Raw genomic sequence first — 18,493 nt, forward strand, 5'->3', positions numbered from 1 at the left:
TTATGATTAATATTTGGCCTTTCAACATTCGAGCGAAGCGACTAGAGCGATTGCGTGCCGAACAACGCCGCTACGAAGAGGAAGATCGCCGTAAGCGTGAAGAGCGTCCACGTATGGTACGTCAGCAACATGCAATCAACAGCTTAAATCAAGGTTACCCATGGCATGAAGAAACGGTAGATAGACGCAATCCAGCGCAAGCAATGGGCTCTATCTTGGCATCTGACCCGGTAATTCTCAAACCACGCTCCTTATGTGGCGCCAGCCATAGCTACAGCGGCTCAAGTGACTTTGGCAGTTCATCTTCATCAAGTTCTAGCAGCTCAAGCAGCTGCGGGAGTGACTAAGCATGATCATTCAGACACCTGCGGCCCGTTCAACTGATCCAATTGGCTCACACCTAGCCGCCGACGAGATCAACGAAAACGGTTCACGTCATGTGCAACAAAGCCTTGTGGCTGGATTCCTTGAGGACGCTTACAAGCGTGGTGTTGTCAAGCGTAACCGAGGCGTTACAAGTCGAGAGCTGGCAGCGATGTACGGTGAAGATCGCTACATGATTGCGCGCCGCTTGCCTGAATTGGTGACAGCCAAACAAGCGGTACAGGGACCAAAGGAAGAGACGCGCAAATGCGACATTAGCGGTCGCCAGTGCCGCGAGTGGTGGCCGAGCGACCGTGTTATGGACCTGATCGATAAGGGGGAAGCGTGATACCTAATCCGCAACCAAGAGGCCGCGACAAAAAGACAATTGCTTTAGTCCATGCTGCTTATGACAAGCTGCATCAAGTAAAGGCCAACCATAACGTTTTGAATAGGGGGCTGTTGTTTAAGGTCGCAGAGCGCTTTAGTCGAGACATCTTGAATGCTTTTCAGCGATTTGAACGAACCGATCCAGATAAGCCACTACCAAATTCTTTGTTTGGTGTGAATGTGGTGATTGTCCCGCAGACACAAAGCGGTGAGCCAATTGAATTGGCGCTGATTGGGCTGGACGAATTTTTTCCTGTGTATGTTTCCGACATATTTTTAGGGCATAGGGACTCAGGGGAGGCGCAGTGACCGCACGTTGTGGGTCATTACGATACAAATCACGGTGGAAGTATGAGCAGAGCAGCAAAGCCAGAGTTAGAAATTGATATTAGCGGCATAGATGACTTGAAAACCAAGATGAATATGACATGGGAAGCCGTGTACAAAGGCATCAAAGGTGGTCCCGTCGTTGTTCGCCTTGGTCGCCGCAAGCGCAGCAACAGCCAAAACGCCAAGCTGTGGGCGATCCTGAATGATGTGGCGCTTCAAGTGGAGTGGTTTGGTGAAATGTTGGAGCCGGAAGACTGGAAGCATATCTTTACCGCCGCACTTAAAAAGCAAAAGGCCGTACGTGGTATCGATGGAGGTTTTGTTGTGCTAGGCACTCGCACTAGAAACATGAGCAAAGAAGAGTTTGCCGATCTACTTGAGTTAATTCAGGCGTTTGGCGCTGAACGCGGTGTTCGTTGGAGCGATCCCGTTATGAAGTATTACGAAGAGCTGGGGTTAGTAGCATGAAGGTTGTCAGCAAGAAAATACGCAACAGTGCGCGCGGCCAAGACTGCGCACTACGGATACCTGGTGTGTGCAACTTCAATCCTGAAACCACTGTGCTCGCGCATGTCGGCCGTAATCGCGGTATGTCGATCAAATGCCACGACACTTTTGCTGTATACGCTTGCGATTCGTGTCACATGGCGATTGATGGGCACAGCATGACGATGGATAGAGGGACTAAAGCACAATATGTGCTCGATGCAGTGGAAGAGACGCAGGCCAAACTATTAGAACAGGGGTTAATCAAGGTCGCATGAATTACGGAAGAGAAATCAATTTCACGTTAACAGAGCCTACGATCCTACTGAATAAGTGGCAACGGATGCACTGGAAAAAACGCCGTGAGTATCACAAAGCACTGTGTTGGAGCGTGCGTGCTGCGTTAGAGAAGGAGGGTATCACCCGCCTTAGTCCCTATAAACGATGCAAAATCGAAATAGACCGCTATTCCACAGCGTTGGCGGATTGGGATGGTGTGATGGGAGGACTTAAACCGCTACTAGACACGCTCGTTGTCTGCACGAAAACCAATCCACTGGGTCTTGGGCTCATAGAAGACGATAACCCGAGCTGCATCATTGAATGCCCCGTTATTCGTCAGCACAAATCAACTCGTAAAGCGGCGTCTACTGTCGTGACCATTACCGAAATATTGGAGAACTGAATATGTTGTATCTATCCGCTCGCCAAATGATCCACGACGCATACTACATTCGCAGCTCGAACGATGCTGTTTTAGAACTACAGCGATCGAACACAAACATACTGCGACAAAAGCAAGTGATGAATGAGACGGAGACTCGCGGCCCTGCGTCCAATATGTCCAAAATCCAACATCAAGTAATGGCGGGTAAGGTGCAGCACGTCGTTTCTCAATTGCCACAACACTTACAACAACTAGCCCTGTATTGCTGGGCACCAAGAGCCGAAGTCATGCCAACATACAAGAAGCAGAACCAATTCATGCAGCTGATCGCAGAGCAAGTTAAAAAACAGTTTCCAGAGCACTACGCGCGCAATACAAGTGCTGTGTCGGTCCTAATCATCCAAATCCTTAAATACGAGCGAGCGCGCGAAGAAGGGCGGCAGCAACAGCCTTTGGATTGCGTATTAGCCAGCGCAATGGCGAAGCCAAAGAACAAAATACGTCAGATGTGGCAAGACGTGATCACGATGATTCGTAACCAAGTGCGTCAATTCATTGCCATTCAACCCAGTATTGCGCCAGACACAGCAAAAGCATTAGTAAGCGCCGTCACGGAAGATATGACCAAAGAAGGGAGGCTGTATATTCTAGCTGATCTGGCTATGCGTGACTTTGCTCACCGTGATCAGGCGTACTTATTCAGCGCTGGCGATAAAGAGCGCGAAGCTGTGGTGCCAGTAGGGCCGCTTTACACCGATGATTATCTAGCGTGGCGCATTGGTGGGCATAAGCAGCACTGGAAACGAGACTGGTCAGATGTTTATGAGCGCATGATTGATGCGCTAGGCGACTTAGCAAGCCAAGCGCTGGGGCCAATTGCAGCACTCAAGCATTAACTTGAGTGCGCATTTGCTGTGCGCGTATTTTTTGCGCACAGCTGCGTACTTTTTGATTCTTGTCGTAGATTCTTAATACCTCGCTAGTTAAACTCATTGATCTACATTCAGTTCACGGAGGAACATATGAATCAACAGCAATTTATTGCTCAGCTTCTGCACGTACTGCAGACCATCACATTTGAAGACATTTCAAAGATCCCGCATAACAAACAGCATATCGTTGCCGAGCGCATAGAAGAGCTGCAAGATCGGTTGCGCAAGCTAGCTAAGGAGAAAGCGCATTGAGTAGAAACATAGATCAATTTAATGAAGCGGTCGGTAAAATTTTCGCTAAGCTATACTCAGAGTTTCCGAATGAAATCACGCTCCAAATTTCTGAGTTTACTCATGAAGACTTAGATAAATATAAAACGGAAGTTGATGTATTTGTCATTTACCAACTTGAAGGTCATGCCATGCTTGTTAATCGCTCTATAGCATGGCTTATTGAAGAGGGGTATATCAAAGGCGAGCCCAATAAATTAAGCCAGTTAGACTTTTCTGATTGTAGGCTCACAAATAAGGGCTTTGTGGCTCTTGGTGCAATTCCTGACAGCTTGCACTCAACTGAAACAATTGGTGATCAACTGGTCGATATAGCAAAAGACACAGCAATTCAGCAAGGTAAGGATGCTTTTGGATCGCTTGTTAAGACAGTGCTTGCGCTTGGTAGCAGTTGCATTACCGGACCATAAATTTTATTGCTTGACACATTGGTTACTAAAAACTAACCTAATTCACATACTCCATTTTTCCGTCCAGAACCCGCTTAGTGCGGGTTTTTGCGTTTCTGGGGTTTAGTTTGTGTGCATGTGATTTCGACGTATCCCGCATGAAGAGGCCTAGTGAGGCAGGGATTAGGTAGGGTTCGCGCCCCTTTAGTGAGCAAGTTAGCGTTATATGACTATTGATTTTGTGAGCTGGCATGCTCTTGGCCGCTGTTCGTTAATTCGTCCAGCGGCTTTTTTATTTCTCGCGCTGTGAAGCGCTACTGTCCGAACGCCCTGCTGTGAAGCTTGGGCACAACATGGAACCTCTATTTATGGCTGATGATATTACTGTCCTGCGTCAAGAGATGCGACAGCAGTTCACGCAGCTTACCGCCGCTACTAATGAGATTGCGTCGTCAGTCTCTAAGATGACTGCGTTAGTCGCTCGCATTGAAGAGCGCAACGTAAGCCACGATGACGGAATGCGTCGACTCGGTAAGCATATCGATGATCACGAAGAGCGCATTCGCACTGTTGAGCGTAATGCGCTTACTCAAACTTCATACATGGCTGGCACTTGGAAAGTCGTTACGATCGTAGCAGCTGTGGTGTCTGTGGTTGTGGGTGTTGCTGCGAGGTTTTTTCCATTATGAGCATCACCCGCATCGTAATCCATTGCTCTGATTCGCCAAACTTCCGAGCAGATACAGCGGAAGACATTCACCGTTGGCACCGCGAACGCGGCTGGGATGGCATTGGCTATCACCATGTGATTTGTGTTGATGGTGATGTGCAGAATGGTCGCCCTCATTACTGGCAAGGTGCTCACGCTGATCCTTACAACAAAGATTCCATTGGCATCTGCCTAATCGGTCGCGACCAGTTCACGAACGAACAATGGCGCTCGCTTGAGGGCTTGGTGTTATCGCTTACTAGCGAATATCCAGATGCAGAGGTGCTTGGTCATCGTGACCTTAACGAGCACAAGACTTGCCCCAACTTCGATGTAAGCGAGTGGTGGACTGGCGTGAAAGCCAAGAGGATTGACTAATGAGCCTATTTTCAAACATCTTTAGTGGCGTGACCGGCGGCGTGATTGATAAAGCCATCGACACAGCTAAAGAGTATTTCCCGCCTGATATGTCCGAAGCGGAACGCGCACAGTTCGAACTCAAGATGAAGCAAATTCAACACGAGATCGATATGCAAGCGCAGCAAGCGGCGAACGAGGCAGAGAAGCAGTTAACAGAACGTGTTGCTTTGTTAGAAGGAACCGCGAGCGACCTGCAAGCATTCCCGTTTCTAGGTCGAATCGTCGTGTTTATGCGTGGCCTACAGCGCCCCGTCTGGGGCTTTGCAACGATGTACCTCGATTTCATGTGGTTCACCGCATGGATGAACCTATCGGATCGACAAGAACAGGCGCTAATAGTTATTAACTTCCTTGTATTAGGCTTCCTGTTTGGCGAGCGTGCCATTAAAAACGTGGCTCCGCTGATGCAAGGCATGTTCAGCAGCGGCCGGAAGCACGATCCCGGCTAGCTAATGTAAATAAACTCCACTTATCAAAGATCAAAGGTTTATCAAGTCTGCGCCTCGTAGGGATACGGGACGCTTTCTTGAGAGGCTTTAAGAAGACTATGGCAAAAAAATACGATCACGAAGCGATTGAGGCCGACTACAGAGCCGGTCAGTTAAGCATACGCGCAATTGCTGAAAAACACGGCTGCTCAGAAGCCGCTATACGCAAGTGGGCGCTTAAGTTCGGATGGTCACGCGACCTAAGTAAGCAAGTTAAGACTGCGACAAAAGCCAAGCTGACTAACAAAGCTGTTGAAGCAGCTCCACCGCGTGAAGATGGCAAGCCTTTTACTGAGGCGCAAATTATCGACTACGCCAGCAATGATGCTGTTGCAGTCGTTACCGCTCACAGATCACTAGCCGCCGAGTACCTGCAGATTACACAAACGTATGGCGCTAAGTTGCGTGAGCAGTTAAATGCTGGACGATTAACGGTACAGGCTCCAAACGGCGACCCGATTGAGATCGATATTCCACTTGAGTACGTGGGCAAGTGTTTGAACTCTGCAACCCAGTCACTGGATCGCTTAGTCAAAATCCAACGCCAAGCCTACAATATGGATGAGGAAGGCGAAGATAAGAAGGGTAAAACGCTGGACGAACTGCTTTTGGAGGTAGCACCAGATGACCTCCAAGACGAGTAAGAGCCGTAAGCTAGAGCTATGGCGCGGTGAAAAATTCTTAAAGCAGCACGCTAATGGGCAGCTTAAGACAAAGCGACAGCTGCTAGAAGCGCTCAGCAACAAATGGTTTCGCCTCAACTCGCTGTACCACATCAAGAACAAAGACGGCTTTCAAGTTCGCTTTAGACCCAATAAGGCGCAGAAAAGCAGATACATTGAACGTCACTGTCGGGACCTAATACTTAAGGCCCGACAGCTTGGTTTTACGACGTTCGAAATGATCGATGCGCTGGACGATTGCCTTTTCATTAAAGATTTTAGCGCCGGCTGTATCTGTCACAAGCTGGAAGATGCACAGGACATATTCGATAACAAAATCAGGTTCGCGTACGAGAAGATCAGCGAGTCTTGGTTAGAGATATTCAGACAGCTCGGCCTAGCGTTCCCAAAGCCTGAGTCTGACCGATCTATGGGTTACACGTTTACGAACGGCTCAAAGATCAAGGTTTCCACGTCATTCCGTGGCGGTACGTTGCAGCGATTGCATGTATCCGAGTTCGGTAAGATATGTAAGCAGTTTCCAGAGAAAGCGCGCGAGATTGTAACTGGCGCGTTCGAGGCGGTCGGTTTGGGCAACCAGATCACGCTCGAGAGTACAGCAGAAGGCCGCGAGGGATATTTCTTTGATTACAGTCAAAGCGCTCAGAAGAAGAAGGATAGCAACGCCAAGTTAACGCAGCTCGATTTCCAGTTTCATTTTTTCCCCTGGTGGCAGGAGCCTACATACAAACTGGACCCCGACGGTGTTGTGATACCGCAACACTTGATCAATTACTTTGAAACGCTCGAAGCATCGCAGGGCATCAAAGTAACGCAAGCGCAAATGGCGTGGTACGCAAAGAAGGCGGAAGACCTCGGCGATGATATGACTCGGGAGTATCCGAGCTATCCCGATGAAGCGTTTAACCAGTCTGCAAAAGGCGCTTATTTCTTAGAGCAGATGCGTGACATTCGACGCACGCAACGTCTCACAAGCAAGGTTCACTGGAACAAGTCACTGCCTGTTATCACGGCGTGGGACTTGGGAATGAATGACTCAATGGTGATCTGGTTCGCTCAGATCGTAGGCCGCGAAGTTCATCTGATCGACTACTACGAGAACAGCGGCGAGGGTCTAGAACACTACGCCAGCTATGTGAACTCGAAACCGTACCGATACGCACAGCATTACGGACCGCATGATTTAGCGGTACGTGAGCTTGGGACGGGCAATTCGCGTGTTGATACCGCTATGAAGTTCGGACTCAAGTTCGAGATTGTCTCGCGTATCAGTAACCACCAAGAGGGCATTGAAGCGGTTCGCCGCTTCTTGCCGCAGTGCTGGTTCGATGAAGCAGCGTGTGAGCGCGGTGTCACGTGTCTCGATAACTACAGAAAAGAATGGGACGAACGTCTCGGGGCGTACAAGAAAACGCCGCTACACGACTGGGCCTCACACGGGGCCAAAGCATTTGAAACGCTCGCACGAGCACCAATATTTGAGGCTGTTGGCTTTGCTGGCAGCGCATCGAGCCGCGGCAAAAGCGGGTGGGGAGCACATACATAATGGCAACATACAAAACAGCTTCGCTCAACGAAGTAGCCTCAGCAATCGCTCAGACGCTGGATGGTCATGTAATGCAGCCGACTAAATTCCGCCCGAACATCGGCAAATGTCAGATTCATTTCGGCAAGAAAGGCACCGACAAAGAAGGATTGATTGCCGTGAAAGTCGAACTTGTTGGCAACTTCGGCGCAGAGTTCGAGCTTAAGCAAGAAGAGCTAACGCGCGACTTCACCGGTTCATTACAGATCATGCTAAACGAACTCAATCAAGCGCACGGTGCAGCAGAATACCGCCGCAACCATGAACGCAACATCATCAACACACGCTTTGCAGGACTTAAACACTAATGGCAGGCCTTGGCTTACTACACTATCAGTCTAACGATGAACTGACAGCAGAGCAGGAAGCAGAGCGCGCACGTCAGCGAGAGCAAGAGCGTGCGTTTGAAATGGAAACTCAGCTAGCAGGCCATATTCGTAAAGCATGGGATAGTGCAAAGACGGCCAAGCAAGACGTTGAACTGCGATTGCTGGATTGTATGCGCCGCACTAAGGGCGAATACGACCGCGAAAAAATGGCCGCAATTGAACAAAGCGGCGGCAGTGCGATCTTTATGATGATCACAGCCACAAAAGTACGTGCTGCTTACTCATGGGTGTGTGACATCATTCTACCGGATGGCGAGAAATCATGGGGACTAGAGCCAACACCGCTGTCTGATTTGCCGCAAGACGTGATGATGCAGATCAGTCAGGAAATCTCTGCAACGCTGATGCCAATGATCCAGCAGGGGCAGCAAGTTGATCAGGCCGTCATTGATCAAATGAAAAAGAAAGCGTCCGACATGCTGAAAAAGCAAGTGGGCGAGAAAGCAACGGAAGCCGCCGAGGCAATGGAAGCGTTGATTGAGGATCAATTGGCAGAAGGTCGCTGGGAAGCCGCGTTAAAAGAGTTTATCCATGATTTCTCGCAGTTCCCAACAGCATTCTTAAAGGGGCCAATTTTACGTAAACGTCCAACGCTGACATGGGCGCAAGGCTGGAAGCCGGTTAAAACATACGAAATTCGCACAGAGTTTGACCGCGTTAGTCCGTTCGATATTTACCCTAGCTCGGATGCTACGAGTATTGATGATGGCTCCTGTCTTTTTCACCGCCTCCGCTTTACGCGCAGCGATTTAACGCGATTGATTGGTGTCGATGGATATGAAGACGAGTCTGTGCGGGACGTGTTGCGTGAATACGGTCAAGGCGGTTTACGCGAATGGCTGTGGCAAGATTCAGAGCGTGCACACCTTGAAGGGCGTGATCATGATCAGCTATCTAAGCCTGACACTATTGACGGTCTGCACTATTGGGGCAGTGCGCAAGGAACACAGCTGCTTCAATGGGGTATCGATCCTAGTGAAATCCAAGACCCGCTAGCAGAATACGAGATAGATGCCATCTTAATTGGTCGACACTGTATCCGCTGCGTAATCAACGACGATCCGCTAGAGCGTCGCCCATTCGGCGCCGCGTCCTTTCAGCCTGTGCCAGGCTCTTTCTGGGGTATCGCAATTCCAGAGCTTATGTCTGACGTTCAAGACGTCTGTAACGCATCGGCGCGAAGCTTAGTCAACAACCTATCGATCAGCTCGGGGCCACAGGTAGACGTTGTTCAAGACCGCTTGGCTCCCGGGGAAGACGCAAGCGACATCTATCCATGGAAAATCTGGCGAACAAAGCAAGATAACGTGATGGGAAGCGGCAATAACCCTGCTATTCGATTCTTTCAGCCAGCCAGTAACGCTGCTGAACTGCTCAACGTTTACAACACATTCGAGCAGAAAGCCGACGATGCAACGAATATCCCACGCTATGCGTATGGCAATGAGAAGGTTGGCGGGGCAGGCAATACCGCGTCGGGCTTGTCTATGCTCATGGAGTCGGCCAACAAAGGCATCAAGGCGGCAATTGGGCATATCGATACAGGCGTTATCCGCCCAATGATCGAGGCTATGTGGCTGCACAATATGCTGTATAGCAACGATCCGGCGGTTAAAGGCGACTGCAAGGCCGTGCCGCGTGGCTCTAGTGCCATGCTGCAACGTGAGCGTACAAACAGCATACGACAGCGACTATTTGAAACCGTCGTTAATCCTGAGATTGTACAGAAAGCGCTTGGTGTAAAAGGCCAAGTCGAGCTATTGCGTGCCGTTGCGTCAGGTGCCGGTATCAATGGATTGGTGCCGGAAGGCGTAGAGGATCAAATCGAACAGCAGTCTCAACAGCAATCACCAGAACAACAACTGGCGCTGAAAGAGCTAGAGGTCAAGATTCAAAAGCTATCAGCCGAAGCAGAGAAGATCGCCGCCAGCGCATCGAAGGAAAACGCCGAAGCGCAGATGGTGCCAGCAGAAATGCAGAAAGTCGTGGCTGAAATTCAAAAAATCTACAGCGAGATAACACGCAATGCGCAACCCCAGCAAGCAGCTATCCCAGCCGAAATCGAAAGACCTAAGAGCATTGGCGCAAGCGGCGCACAGCGAGACAACAACATGGCAGAGCCTAGACAAACTCTTGGCTTACAAGCACCAGCAAGCGCAGGAGCTGTTAACCAAGGCCCACGATCCAGTTCAAATACACAGAACACAGGGGGAGTTGGCCTTTATAGCTAGCATATACCAGACACTAGAAGATGAAATTGAGCTAATTCGCAAGGAAGCGTAATAGCCGATTGCCTATAAACAAGCCGCCCACTGAGGCGGTTTTTTTATGGGTGAATCCCGCAAGGCTCACCCGTGAATCCCTTTAATTAGGCTCACATTCAATCATGCCGAGAGGCAGCAGGAGATTTTACAATGTCACCACCTAAGTCCGTTCAAGCGCAAATTGACGCAGCTAACTCACTCCACGCGGAATTGTACTCAACCCCTGAATCAGATCAGCAAGAAGGCCAATTTGCTGATGAAGGTCAGGCTGAGAGCGATTCTATGGAATCCGAAGCAGCCCCAGAACAGACATCAACTCAAGAGCCCGACAAGGACTCACTGTACTGGCAGCAGCGCTTTAACGTGTTGCAGGGCAAATACAACAACGAAGTGCCGGCACTCCAGCAGGAGAACCGCATTTTAAAAGATCAGATCGAATCGCTTAACCAACAACTAGCAAATTCAAGCGCTCAATCCGGCAAAGCCGCTGAGTTAGCCGATAAGCTGGATGCAGGTTTAAGTGAGGATGAACTTGATCTCGTTGGCCCTGAACTCGTCGGTGTGCTGAAAAAGCTCATTGCAACAAGCGCTGGCAGTCAATCCACAGTCGATCCTAACGAGTTTACCGAGCTGAAAACCAAGGTAGACGGCTACGAGCGTGAGAAACAGGAGCACACAGAAGCGTCATTCTGGACGGAAGTAAACAGCCGCTTCCCTAAGTGGAAAGAATTGCAAAGTTCGCGCGAAGCGCTCGCTTATTTATCTGGCATTGACCAGAGCACGGGGCGCATTCGCAACGATGTGATTCAGGCCGCAGCAGGAAGATTTGATGCCGCTACCGTGATTCGCATGTTCCAAGAAATTGAAGCGCTCACAGCTGATAAGCGTGAAATCCCCGCAAACAAGCAGCAACCAGACACAACACGCAACAGCAACCCAGATAGCGGTGAGCAAAAGCGTTACTGGTCTGGCGCTGAAATCAATCAATTTTATAAAGACAAAACTCAAGGGCGCTACTTAGACGAACAAGCCCAAGCGCTTGAACAAGATATTTTCGCGGCTCAATCAGAAGGCCGCATTCGATAGTAGCGCTCTTATTACACGCCGTGAGGCGTTAAGAGGAAACAAATATGGCCGGTCCAACACGTGCAGCGGGGCAACCCGATCACAGCTCAGATAGCTCTAGTAAGTTTACCCCTCAGATTTGGTCGGGAAAACTTATCGAAAAGCTCTACAAAGCAACAATCTTCGGCGAAATTGCCAACACTGATTATGAAGGTGAAATCAAAAGTAAGGGCGACTCGGTTGTCATCCGTACCGTGCCATCAATGGTTGTGCGCGACTATGAGATTGGTGGTGGTTTGCAGTACGACACACCGACGTCCGATAGCGTAGAGCTACAGATTGATCGTGCGAAGTACTTTGCTTTCAAGATCAATAACATCGACAAACATCAGTCTGACTTAAGTCTCATGGATAGCTGGTCAACAGATGGTGGCGAGCAGATGAAGATCGCCATTGACGGCACGATTCTTAGTGAAGCTTACGCCGATGCGGATGCCATGAATGCCGGCGCAACGGCAGGCGTAGAGTCTGGTGACATTAACTTAGGTGCCACTGGCGCACCTGTGGAAATCACCAAAGACAACGTACTCGATATCGTAGTTGATATGGGTACTGTGCTCGATGAGCAGAACGTGCCTGAGACGGGTCGCTGGCTAGTATTACCAGCATGGCTAGCAGGCATGCTTAAAAAGTCCGACCTTCGTGACGCAAGTGCAATGGGTGACAGCACAAGTGCTGTGCGAAATGGGCGTTTAGGTATGCTTGACCGCTTCACGGTGTACACAAGCAACAACTTGTCAAGAACGCTGGATAACACCAAGAACGTGACGAACGTCATGTTTGGGCACAAAAAAGCGCTGACGTTTGCGTCTCAGATGACAGAAATGGACACGCTTAAGAACCCGAATGATTTCGGTAGCTTGATTCGTGGCCTGAACGTCTTTGGCTTTGAAGTCATCGATCCTAAAGCCATGGGCCACCTGTACGCAGTGAAAGGCTAACCCTCCACAAAGGCGACTTCGGTCGCCTTTTTCTATTTCTGATTCTTAGGTGATCCCATGGAAAACAAACAAGAGTTAATCGGCATGATCAATGAACTGGAAGATGACCAGTTGGATGAATTTGCCAAAGATATGCTGGACGGCATGACTTTTGCGCATAACGCTAAGCCAGCGACGAAGCGTAATAATATGCTGGTGTATCTTGAGCAGGAAGAAGCACCAGCTAAGCCCGCTACAGAAACAGTTGAGCAAGAGCAGGAGCCTGTTGTAGTGCAGAAAACGGCAGAGGCCAGCGAGCCTCAAGCAACCCCTAATGTCGAGCCGGAGCCACCAAAAGCCAGTGTCGAAAAGCCCAAGCAGCGGCTTTTGAAGAACATTAGAAATGGTCGCACCTTTGCTTATAACGCGAAGCTAGCTAAGCATAAGCACATCGTAGAAGTGGAGTAACAGACTATGGCTGTTACGACTCTTGGTAACGTGATTAATCGCGTTAAAACCACGCTACAAGAGACTACTGACAGTGGCACGCGGTGGACTAATGGTGAGCTTATTGAATGGGTGAATGAAAGCTATCAGGCCATTATTCAGATCAAGCCAGAAGCCTCCACGATCAACATGGACGTTGAGCTTAAAGCAGGGACGAAGCAGACGATACCAGCTAACGGCTTACGCCTAATTGATGTCGTTCGCTGCGTTTCAGAGTCCAGTAGCGGTGCAGCCGTCACAGTGTGTGACCGCCGCCAGCTTGATACGGCGCGTCGAGGGTGGCACCGCGAACCACAAACGCTTGATGTTGAGCATTTTATCTTTGATGAAATGGACCCTAAAACATTTTATGTCTATCCGCCAGCCCAAGCCGGCGCTCAAATTGAGCTTATGTACTCAGCGTTGCCGGACCTTCACAGCAGTGCTAGCAACGCTATTCCAAATGATTCAATACGATTCGATGACACGTTAGCCCCCGTCATTGTCGACTATGTGCTTTACCGCGCTTACAGCAAGGACGCAGACCATACTGCTAATCTCAATCGGGCCCAAATGCATTACCAAGCTTTCATGCAATCACTAGGTCAAAAGACACAGATCGACCGCGCAACCAGCCCTAATGCGGGGTAAACAATGAAATATTCAGACGCAATCAATTCAATCTTAAATGAATTGCCTGGCATTGCTCGCGCAACAGCAGTGGACGCCATGCGCGAGTCAGCCACCGAGTTTTGCCGCCAGACGCTGTGCTGGCGTGATAACGAGCGAACTGCTTTGATACCAAGTATAAATCGCTATATGGCGGGTGACTCTAGTGGGGAGCTGGTTCATGTGTTTAGCGTGAAGCGGTTGGATGGAAGTCACTATGCCAATTCGCCTTTCCCGATCCAGTCGGGTGAGGTGGTCATCGATCCGCCAAAAAAAATCACCCAAGTATCAATGGAAGTTGCACTTGCGCCGCCATTCGGTAGCAAGCAAGAAGAAATCCCAGAAGCTTTAAATCGATATATCGATGCCGTTCTATTTCATACGAAATGGAAGCTGAAGTCTCAAACAGGAATGACGTGGAGCGACCCTAACGGCGCTGTGTTGGCTTATCAGCAATACCTCAACCGCAAGCAAGACGCGTTACTCGACCAATCAACAACCACCCGAGTCAAATTTAGACGGTTCACCTAATGCAACTAAACAGCTCACAGATTAACGCTACACCGATCAACGGCGCTGGCGGCTTTGGCGTGTGGCTTGGCGGTGGCTTTAGTATCACGACAAGCTTTGATGCCGGACTATATATAAATGCACTACTCGATGCGCCTATGTCGGTCTCAACGTCGTTAGGCGGGGGGCTTTATGTGCCAATTGCGCTAAGTGGTGGATTCGATTCAACCTCAGTGATTGGTGGGAAAATTTCGTATACGGCCAATCTTCAAGGTGGGATCAGCAGAAACAGTGAGCTTAGCGCGAATCTGTATCGAGGCGATGCGCTGGATGGTGGTATTTCGTGCGGCGTGAGTGTTGGTGGAAGCCTACTTGGTAGTGTGAATGTTGATGCGGGATTCATGCGACTTGTCAGTATTGGAGGTTCGTTAAAATCAGAGCCAAGGCTACAGCATGGCGTTCAATCCACATCATCAGTAAGAAGCGGAAACCAGAGAATTGACGCCTATTTAGGTGGTGGTATCCAAAGGAATGGATATGTAGGAGGCAAGCTAGTGAGAGTGTCGCCGCTAAATGGTGGCTTCCAGTTGCGTACATACATATCTGCAAAATACCGGGTCGACGCAAATCTTTCCGGAGGCGTTTCAGCGACTTCTCGTATCGACGCAAATCTAGGGTTAGGGGCGACGCTAACTGGCGGAATATCGTTGGATGGAGCAATAAGCGGTGATTTAACTGTTTATTTACGCGCTAAGTTCATGGTGGACAGTGCTCTTGGAGGCGAGATGCGCCTTGGTGCCACACTTCAAGGAAGCGATCTGACTTCAAGCTCAGAGATTCAAGGAAGCGTAATTACAATCCCTGCACTAACAGGTGGAATTAAAGAAACTCAAACATTAGGTGGTGGGCTAGCGCTTAGTGTACTTCTTACTGGCTCAAATCAATCGTCAACAAGCGATATTGGCGGAAACCTACAAATCTCTCAAAGGCTCAGTGGTAGCCAGCTAAGCACATCTGTTGAGCTTAGCAGCAACCCGCTTGGCCTTGGACTTATTGATCCACTGATTAATACCCGTGCGCTGTATCTAACAGATCACACAACTCAATACTTCTTAACAATCGCCACAGAGGACATTTAACCATGGCAGATTTAGTCTCTAAGGAACTACGTACAAAAATGCTGACGGCTTATTTTGCTGGCGGCGCAACACCCACACAGCTGTACCTGCGTCTATACAAAGATGAAGCAAGCATTAACGAAGCCACAGTGCTAACCGATATTGCTGCGCATGAGCAATCAGGCTCAGGCTACGCCGTCCTTACACTTAACCCTGCTAACTGGACTGTGGAAGAGGGAACGGGTGGCATTCAGGCGCGTCTTGATGATCAGACGTGGACGACGACTGCTGACGACTGGGGAACATTACGCTGGGCTGTAATATCGACCACAGCTGATGACACAGGCGACATTCTTCTTGCACGTGACTATAGCACCGGTAAGACAGTAACTGGCGTAGGTGCAAATGTGACAATCGATGATCTGTTCTTCAGTATGAACGACTAAGGAATATCCATGATTGAGTTCACCACCTATATAGGCCGTGATAACTCATTCTCGTTGAAAGTATGGCGAGGGGAGGCGCAGCAAAGTGCGTCCCCTTTGCCGCTCGCAGCGGTGACGCGGTGGGAGCTGGTATTGCGTGGTGGGGAAGTGTTGGACGATCAAGCGATATTTGTTCCAAAATTTGATCAAAATATCTTAGAGATCAATGCGGGACCATGGCTAACGGAAGATCACTACGGAAGCCACCGCGCGCACTTAGTCGCCTACACGTTCGAGAATGACGACGGCGTTCGCCTTCCTGACTTCAAACTCAAGGTTTTATCATGAGCCAACAATTCGCAAACAACGCATCGGCGGTGCTGGCTGCTTCAATTAGCGCCGCTGATACGACAATTACGGTGTCAGAACAAAAGAATATTCCAACTCTTGAAGCGGGGGATTACTTTCTAGCAACGTTGTTTTTAAATTCCGACACTGATCACATTGAGATTATTAAGGTCACAGCTGTATCTGGAAGCGCTTGGACTATTGAGCGTGCGCAGGAAGGCACAGCTCCACTTGTACACAATATTAACAGTCCTATCGAGTTGCGACTTACAAAGGGGACACTGGAAAATATAGTTAATTTAATTAACTCAATTGATTTATCTGTATTAATTGATGATGGTGAAATTTCGTTACAGAAAACTCTTTCAAGCTCAAAAATTCAAAAAGAGATACAAGAAAAAACTAGCACAGCATATCTAATGTCATTTGGAGGCCAATAATGAAAGAGCGATTAAAAGAGTTTTTTAACGGAACATTTACGGGTTCTGATTTAACTGGAACTAATAACGACGAGTGGGTAATTATTGAGAACGATGCTACAACTCAGGCAGTAGTGCGTGACGTTATTGTTGATCCATTAAATCAACCTGTACTAACTGATGGAACAGGTGCTGCTGTAGCTCTGGTTAATGGTGCTTTAACAATTGCCAACAACCAAGATCTTATTGGAAGTGAAATTATTGAAACAAACGGTAGTCTTAAATATAAATTAACGGTTGATCCTAATGGTGATGTAATATTATTTGATGTTATAAAGCATCCATTTGTCACAGGATCTACTGTACTAGACTATAAAATGACTTTAGGTGATCCAGACGGCTTTTGTAGTGATCTATTATCATACTCATTAACATTGAATGATCAGGGTGCGCTAACGCAACAATATTTTAATACCCAATATACAACACCAGTGGATACATTATTTACTTCTATGCCTAATGTATCTAATCCTAAATGGGTATTTCTAACGTATAAATATGCTTATTATTTCAATTATGATGGTAACTCCATTACCAAGTTATATAGAGCAGACATAACAGGTATAACTATTGGAAGTTGGTCGGTTGTATCAGAAGACGTATATGCATTTAAAGCGCTAGATGTCGATAACAACGCAGTATGGTGGGTAGACCAAAACAAAGATCTATATAAATATGACCTAGAAAAAGGTACACAAGAGTTTGTGGCATATCTCGACTCCACACTGCCAGCTACCACAAGCACTTATACTTGTTCTGGAGCATGTAATGGGCTATTTATCCTTTGTTTAAGTAATTCTTACACTAGTAACTTGTATTTTTACGACAGCAATAGTGGTGAGCAGGGGGCATTATCACTTTCAACAAGTTTTAGTGTAAGCAACTACTCTAACTTAGCAGTTACTTATAATAAAAATGAAGATAAGTACTATATTTTTGTGGGTTCTGGTACTGATTTTTACACTTACTACTTGAATGGAAGTCCTACCAATGGTGACACTGCGATATACATCGCGTATAACATGAATACCTTTATGCCTAATGGACTTTATTCGAACTCCAACCATATACAAGGAAATAATAAAGGAGAGTTGTTTGTAGTAAATGGATCTCAAATCCCTGAGAAAGTGAAAATAGCTAATAATGCAGCAACATCAATAGAAACTGTTTCAGGTGTGACACCTTACGGTAAAACAGGGTGGTATGAGGCTGTATTAAAACAGTCTGGAGGTAATGAGTTACAAGCTCCAGTACAACCATCGGATCTAGAGATTAACCTGACATGTAAAGTGTCAGGTGTAGAAATAAAAGAGGTGGAGTAAATGTTAAGTCCAGCAAATAAAGGTATTGAAAAAAACTCATTAGAATATGTGAGAACGATTACAAACATAAGATATACGGCTCCATACACAGTACCCGAAGGCCATACAGCATTTGTAGTAGCTGCAACCAGTAATACCAGTGGTGATTATGTTTCTGTAAACGGTAATATGTTGGTATATACATCATTCTCAGGAGCAACAGGAAGTTCCAGTGTATTACATAAAATGCGCTTAAATGAGGGGGACGTTCTAAGCACCAATACAGACTCCTGTTTGGCGGCCGTAGAGGAGTATAAAATAGTATGATTAAAACACTAAATAACGGGGTTTTAAGAGTAACTAAAGAAGACGGATCGTTTCTTGAGCTAGGTGTACATCCTTCAACTCGTAAGCCTTGGAAATCAGAAGAAGAGGCATTCAATTTTCCTATCAATTCAAATTATCCATTTAGAAAAACTGAATCTGTAACCGAAGTTTCAGCATTTAATTTCAAATTGCTATTTAGCCCATCTGAGCGTGTTGCTATTAAGGATTCGGCTGATTCATTGGTAAAAGACTTTTATGAAATGTTGAACGATCCTCGTTTAGAAACTGTTGTTTTAAGCCATGTAGATACTGTTGATGGTGTTAATCATTTACGTGATCTAGGATTGATTACATCTGATAGAGCGCTGCAAATTCTAGCGGGACGAGCGCGATAACTTA

At 47.8% G+C, this 18,493-nt stretch carries 28 protein-coding genes; all 28 read left to right on the forward strand.

What is annotated here, in order from left to right; translation table 11 throughout:
• The first annotated feature begins 2 nt into the window (after positions 1-2).
• A complete protein-coding gene (locus AYW75_RS07790) occupies positions 3-347 on the forward strand; it encodes a hypothetical protein (RefSeq protein WP_067097891.1) in 345 nt (114 codons plus the stop codon).
• Between the two features lie 2 nt (positions 348-349).
• The gene (locus tag AYW75_RS07795) at positions 350-712 is read left to right on the forward strand and encodes a hypothetical protein (RefSeq protein ID WP_067097894.1); all 363 of its coding nucleotides are present in this window, start codon (positions 350-352) and stop codon (positions 710-712) included.
• A complete protein-coding gene (locus AYW75_RS07800; RefSeq protein WP_067097897.1) occupies positions 709-1,062 on the forward strand; it encodes a hypothetical protein in 354 nt (117 codons plus the stop codon). The genes AYW75_RS07795 and AYW75_RS07800 overlap by 4 nt, the downstream gene beginning before the upstream one ends.
• Positions 1,063-1,104: 42 nt before the next feature.
• Complete coding sequence (locus AYW75_RS07805; RefSeq protein ID WP_231886166.1) at positions 1,105-1,551, forward strand: recombination protein NinB; 447 nt, start codon at positions 1,105-1,107, stop codon at positions 1,549-1,551.
• Positions 1,548-1,847, forward strand: a complete 300-nt coding sequence (locus AYW75_RS07810) for a DUF1364 domain-containing protein (protein WP_067097900.1) — start codon at positions 1,548-1,550, stop codon at positions 1,845-1,847. Before AYW75_RS07805 ends, AYW75_RS07810 begins: the two co-directional genes overlap by 4 nt.
• On the forward strand, positions 1,844-2,254 hold the full coding sequence (locus AYW75_RS07815; protein WP_067097904.1) for a hypothetical protein: 411 nt from the start codon (positions 1,844-1,846) through the stop codon (positions 2,252-2,254). The genes AYW75_RS07810 and AYW75_RS07815 overlap by 4 nt, the downstream gene beginning before the upstream one ends.
• A 2-nt stretch (positions 2,255-2,256) precedes the next feature.
• Positions 2,257-3,132, forward strand: a complete 876-nt coding sequence (locus tag AYW75_RS07820) for a hypothetical protein (protein ID WP_067097907.1) — start codon at positions 2,257-2,259, stop codon at positions 3,130-3,132.
• Between the two features lie 126 nt (positions 3,133-3,258).
• Positions 3,259-3,420 carry a hypothetical protein gene (locus tag AYW75_RS18780; RefSeq protein ID WP_156490829.1) on the forward strand — a complete coding sequence of 54 codons (162 nt, stop codon included), beginning with the start codon at positions 3,259-3,261 and terminating at the stop codon, positions 3,418-3,420.
• A complete protein-coding gene (locus AYW75_RS07825) occupies positions 3,417-3,869 on the forward strand; it encodes a hypothetical protein (RefSeq protein ID WP_067097910.1) in 453 nt (150 codons plus the stop codon). Before AYW75_RS18780 ends, AYW75_RS07825 begins: the two co-directional genes overlap by 4 nt.
• Before the next feature lie 347 nt (positions 3,870-4,216).
• On the forward strand, positions 4,217-4,537 hold the full coding sequence (locus AYW75_RS07830) for a hypothetical protein (RefSeq protein ID WP_067097912.1): 321 nt from the start codon (positions 4,217-4,219) through the stop codon (positions 4,535-4,537).
• Positions 4,534-4,935 carry an N-acetylmuramoyl-L-alanine amidase gene (locus tag AYW75_RS07835; RefSeq protein WP_067097914.1) on the forward strand — a complete coding sequence of 134 codons (402 nt, stop codon included), beginning with the start codon at positions 4,534-4,536 and terminating at the stop codon, positions 4,933-4,935. The genes AYW75_RS07830 and AYW75_RS07835 overlap by 4 nt, the downstream gene beginning before the upstream one ends.
• Complete coding sequence (locus AYW75_RS07840; protein ID WP_067097916.1) at positions 4,935-5,426, forward strand: hypothetical protein; 492 nt, start codon at positions 4,935-4,937, stop codon at positions 5,424-5,426. Before AYW75_RS07835 ends, AYW75_RS07840 begins: the two co-directional genes overlap by 1 nt.
• A 98-nt stretch (positions 5,427-5,524) precedes the next feature.
• Positions 5,525-6,109 carry a hypothetical protein gene (locus tag AYW75_RS07845; protein WP_067097918.1) on the forward strand — a complete coding sequence of 195 codons (585 nt, stop codon included), beginning with the start codon at positions 5,525-5,527 and terminating at the stop codon, positions 6,107-6,109.
• Positions 6,090-7,694, forward strand: a complete 1,605-nt coding sequence (locus tag AYW75_RS07850; protein ID WP_067097921.1) for a terminase — start codon at positions 6,090-6,092, stop codon at positions 7,692-7,694. The genes AYW75_RS07845 and AYW75_RS07850 overlap by 20 nt, the downstream gene beginning before the upstream one ends.
• Positions 7,694-8,041: a hypothetical protein gene (locus AYW75_RS07855; protein WP_067097924.1), complete on the forward strand. Its 348-nt coding sequence runs from the start codon at positions 7,694-7,696 to the stop codon at positions 8,039-8,041. The genes AYW75_RS07850 and AYW75_RS07855 overlap by 1 nt, the downstream gene beginning before the upstream one ends.
• Positions 8,041-10,353, forward strand: a complete 2,313-nt coding sequence (locus AYW75_RS07860; RefSeq protein ID WP_067097927.1) for a portal protein — start codon at positions 8,041-8,043, stop codon at positions 10,351-10,353. The genes AYW75_RS07855 and AYW75_RS07860 overlap by 1 nt, the downstream gene beginning before the upstream one ends.
• Before the next feature lie 183 nt (positions 10,354-10,536).
• On the forward strand, positions 10,537-11,472 hold the full coding sequence (locus AYW75_RS07865) for a hypothetical protein (RefSeq protein WP_067097929.1): 936 nt from the start codon (positions 10,537-10,539) through the stop codon (positions 11,470-11,472).
• A 44-nt stretch (positions 11,473-11,516) separates the two neighbouring features.
• Entirely contained in the window at positions 11,517-12,452 is a 936-nt protein-coding gene (locus tag AYW75_RS07870) for a hypothetical protein (protein WP_067097932.1), read from the forward strand.
• Positions 12,453-12,509: 57 nt separating this feature from the next.
• The gene (locus AYW75_RS07875) at positions 12,510-12,899 is read left to right on the forward strand and encodes a hypothetical protein (protein WP_067097935.1); all 390 of its coding nucleotides are present in this window, start codon (positions 12,510-12,512) and stop codon (positions 12,897-12,899) included.
• Between the two features lie 6 nt (positions 12,900-12,905).
• Complete coding sequence (locus tag AYW75_RS07880; protein WP_067097937.1) at positions 12,906-13,568, forward strand: phage adaptor protein; 663 nt, start codon at positions 12,906-12,908, stop codon at positions 13,566-13,568.
• Positions 13,569-13,571: 3 nt separating this feature from the next.
• Entirely contained in the window at positions 13,572-14,117 is a 546-nt protein-coding gene (locus tag AYW75_RS07885; protein WP_067097942.1) for a hypothetical protein, read from the forward strand.
• Complete coding sequence (locus AYW75_RS07890) at positions 14,117-15,235, forward strand: hypothetical protein (protein WP_067097944.1); 1,119 nt, start codon at positions 14,117-14,119, stop codon at positions 15,233-15,235. Before AYW75_RS07885 ends, AYW75_RS07890 begins: the two co-directional genes overlap by 1 nt.
• A 2-nt stretch (positions 15,236-15,237) precedes the next feature.
• On the forward strand, positions 15,238-15,660 hold the full coding sequence (locus AYW75_RS07895) for a hypothetical protein (RefSeq protein WP_067097946.1): 423 nt from the start codon (positions 15,238-15,240) through the stop codon (positions 15,658-15,660).
• 9 nt (positions 15,661-15,669) lie between these two features.
• Entirely contained in the window at positions 15,670-15,987 is a 318-nt protein-coding gene (locus AYW75_RS07900) for a hypothetical protein (RefSeq protein ID WP_067097949.1), read from the forward strand.
• Positions 15,984-16,427, forward strand: coding sequence for a hypothetical protein (locus AYW75_RS07905; RefSeq protein ID WP_067097952.1), 444 nt, complete (start codon positions 15,984-15,986; stop codon positions 16,425-16,427). The genes AYW75_RS07900 and AYW75_RS07905 overlap by 4 nt, the downstream gene beginning before the upstream one ends.
• Positions 16,427-17,788, forward strand: coding sequence for a hypothetical protein (locus AYW75_RS07910; protein ID WP_067097955.1), 1,362 nt, complete (start codon positions 16,427-16,429; stop codon positions 17,786-17,788). The genes AYW75_RS07905 and AYW75_RS07910 overlap by 1 nt, the downstream gene beginning before the upstream one ends.
• Positions 17,789-18,094: a hypothetical protein gene (locus AYW75_RS07915; protein ID WP_067097958.1), complete on the forward strand. Its 306-nt coding sequence runs from the start codon at positions 17,789-17,791 to the stop codon at positions 18,092-18,094. It begins immediately after the preceding gene.
• Positions 18,091-18,489 carry a hypothetical protein gene (locus tag AYW75_RS07920; RefSeq protein ID WP_067097960.1) on the forward strand — a complete coding sequence of 133 codons (399 nt, stop codon included), beginning with the start codon at positions 18,091-18,093 and terminating at the stop codon, positions 18,487-18,489. The genes AYW75_RS07915 and AYW75_RS07920 overlap by 4 nt, the downstream gene beginning before the upstream one ends.
• Positions 18,490-18,493 lie beyond the last annotated feature (4 nt).

This window comes from Marinomonas atlantica, from assembly GCF_001639725.1.
Lineage (GTDB): Bacteria > Pseudomonadota > Gammaproteobacteria > Pseudomonadales > Marinomonadaceae > Marinomonas > Marinomonas atlantica.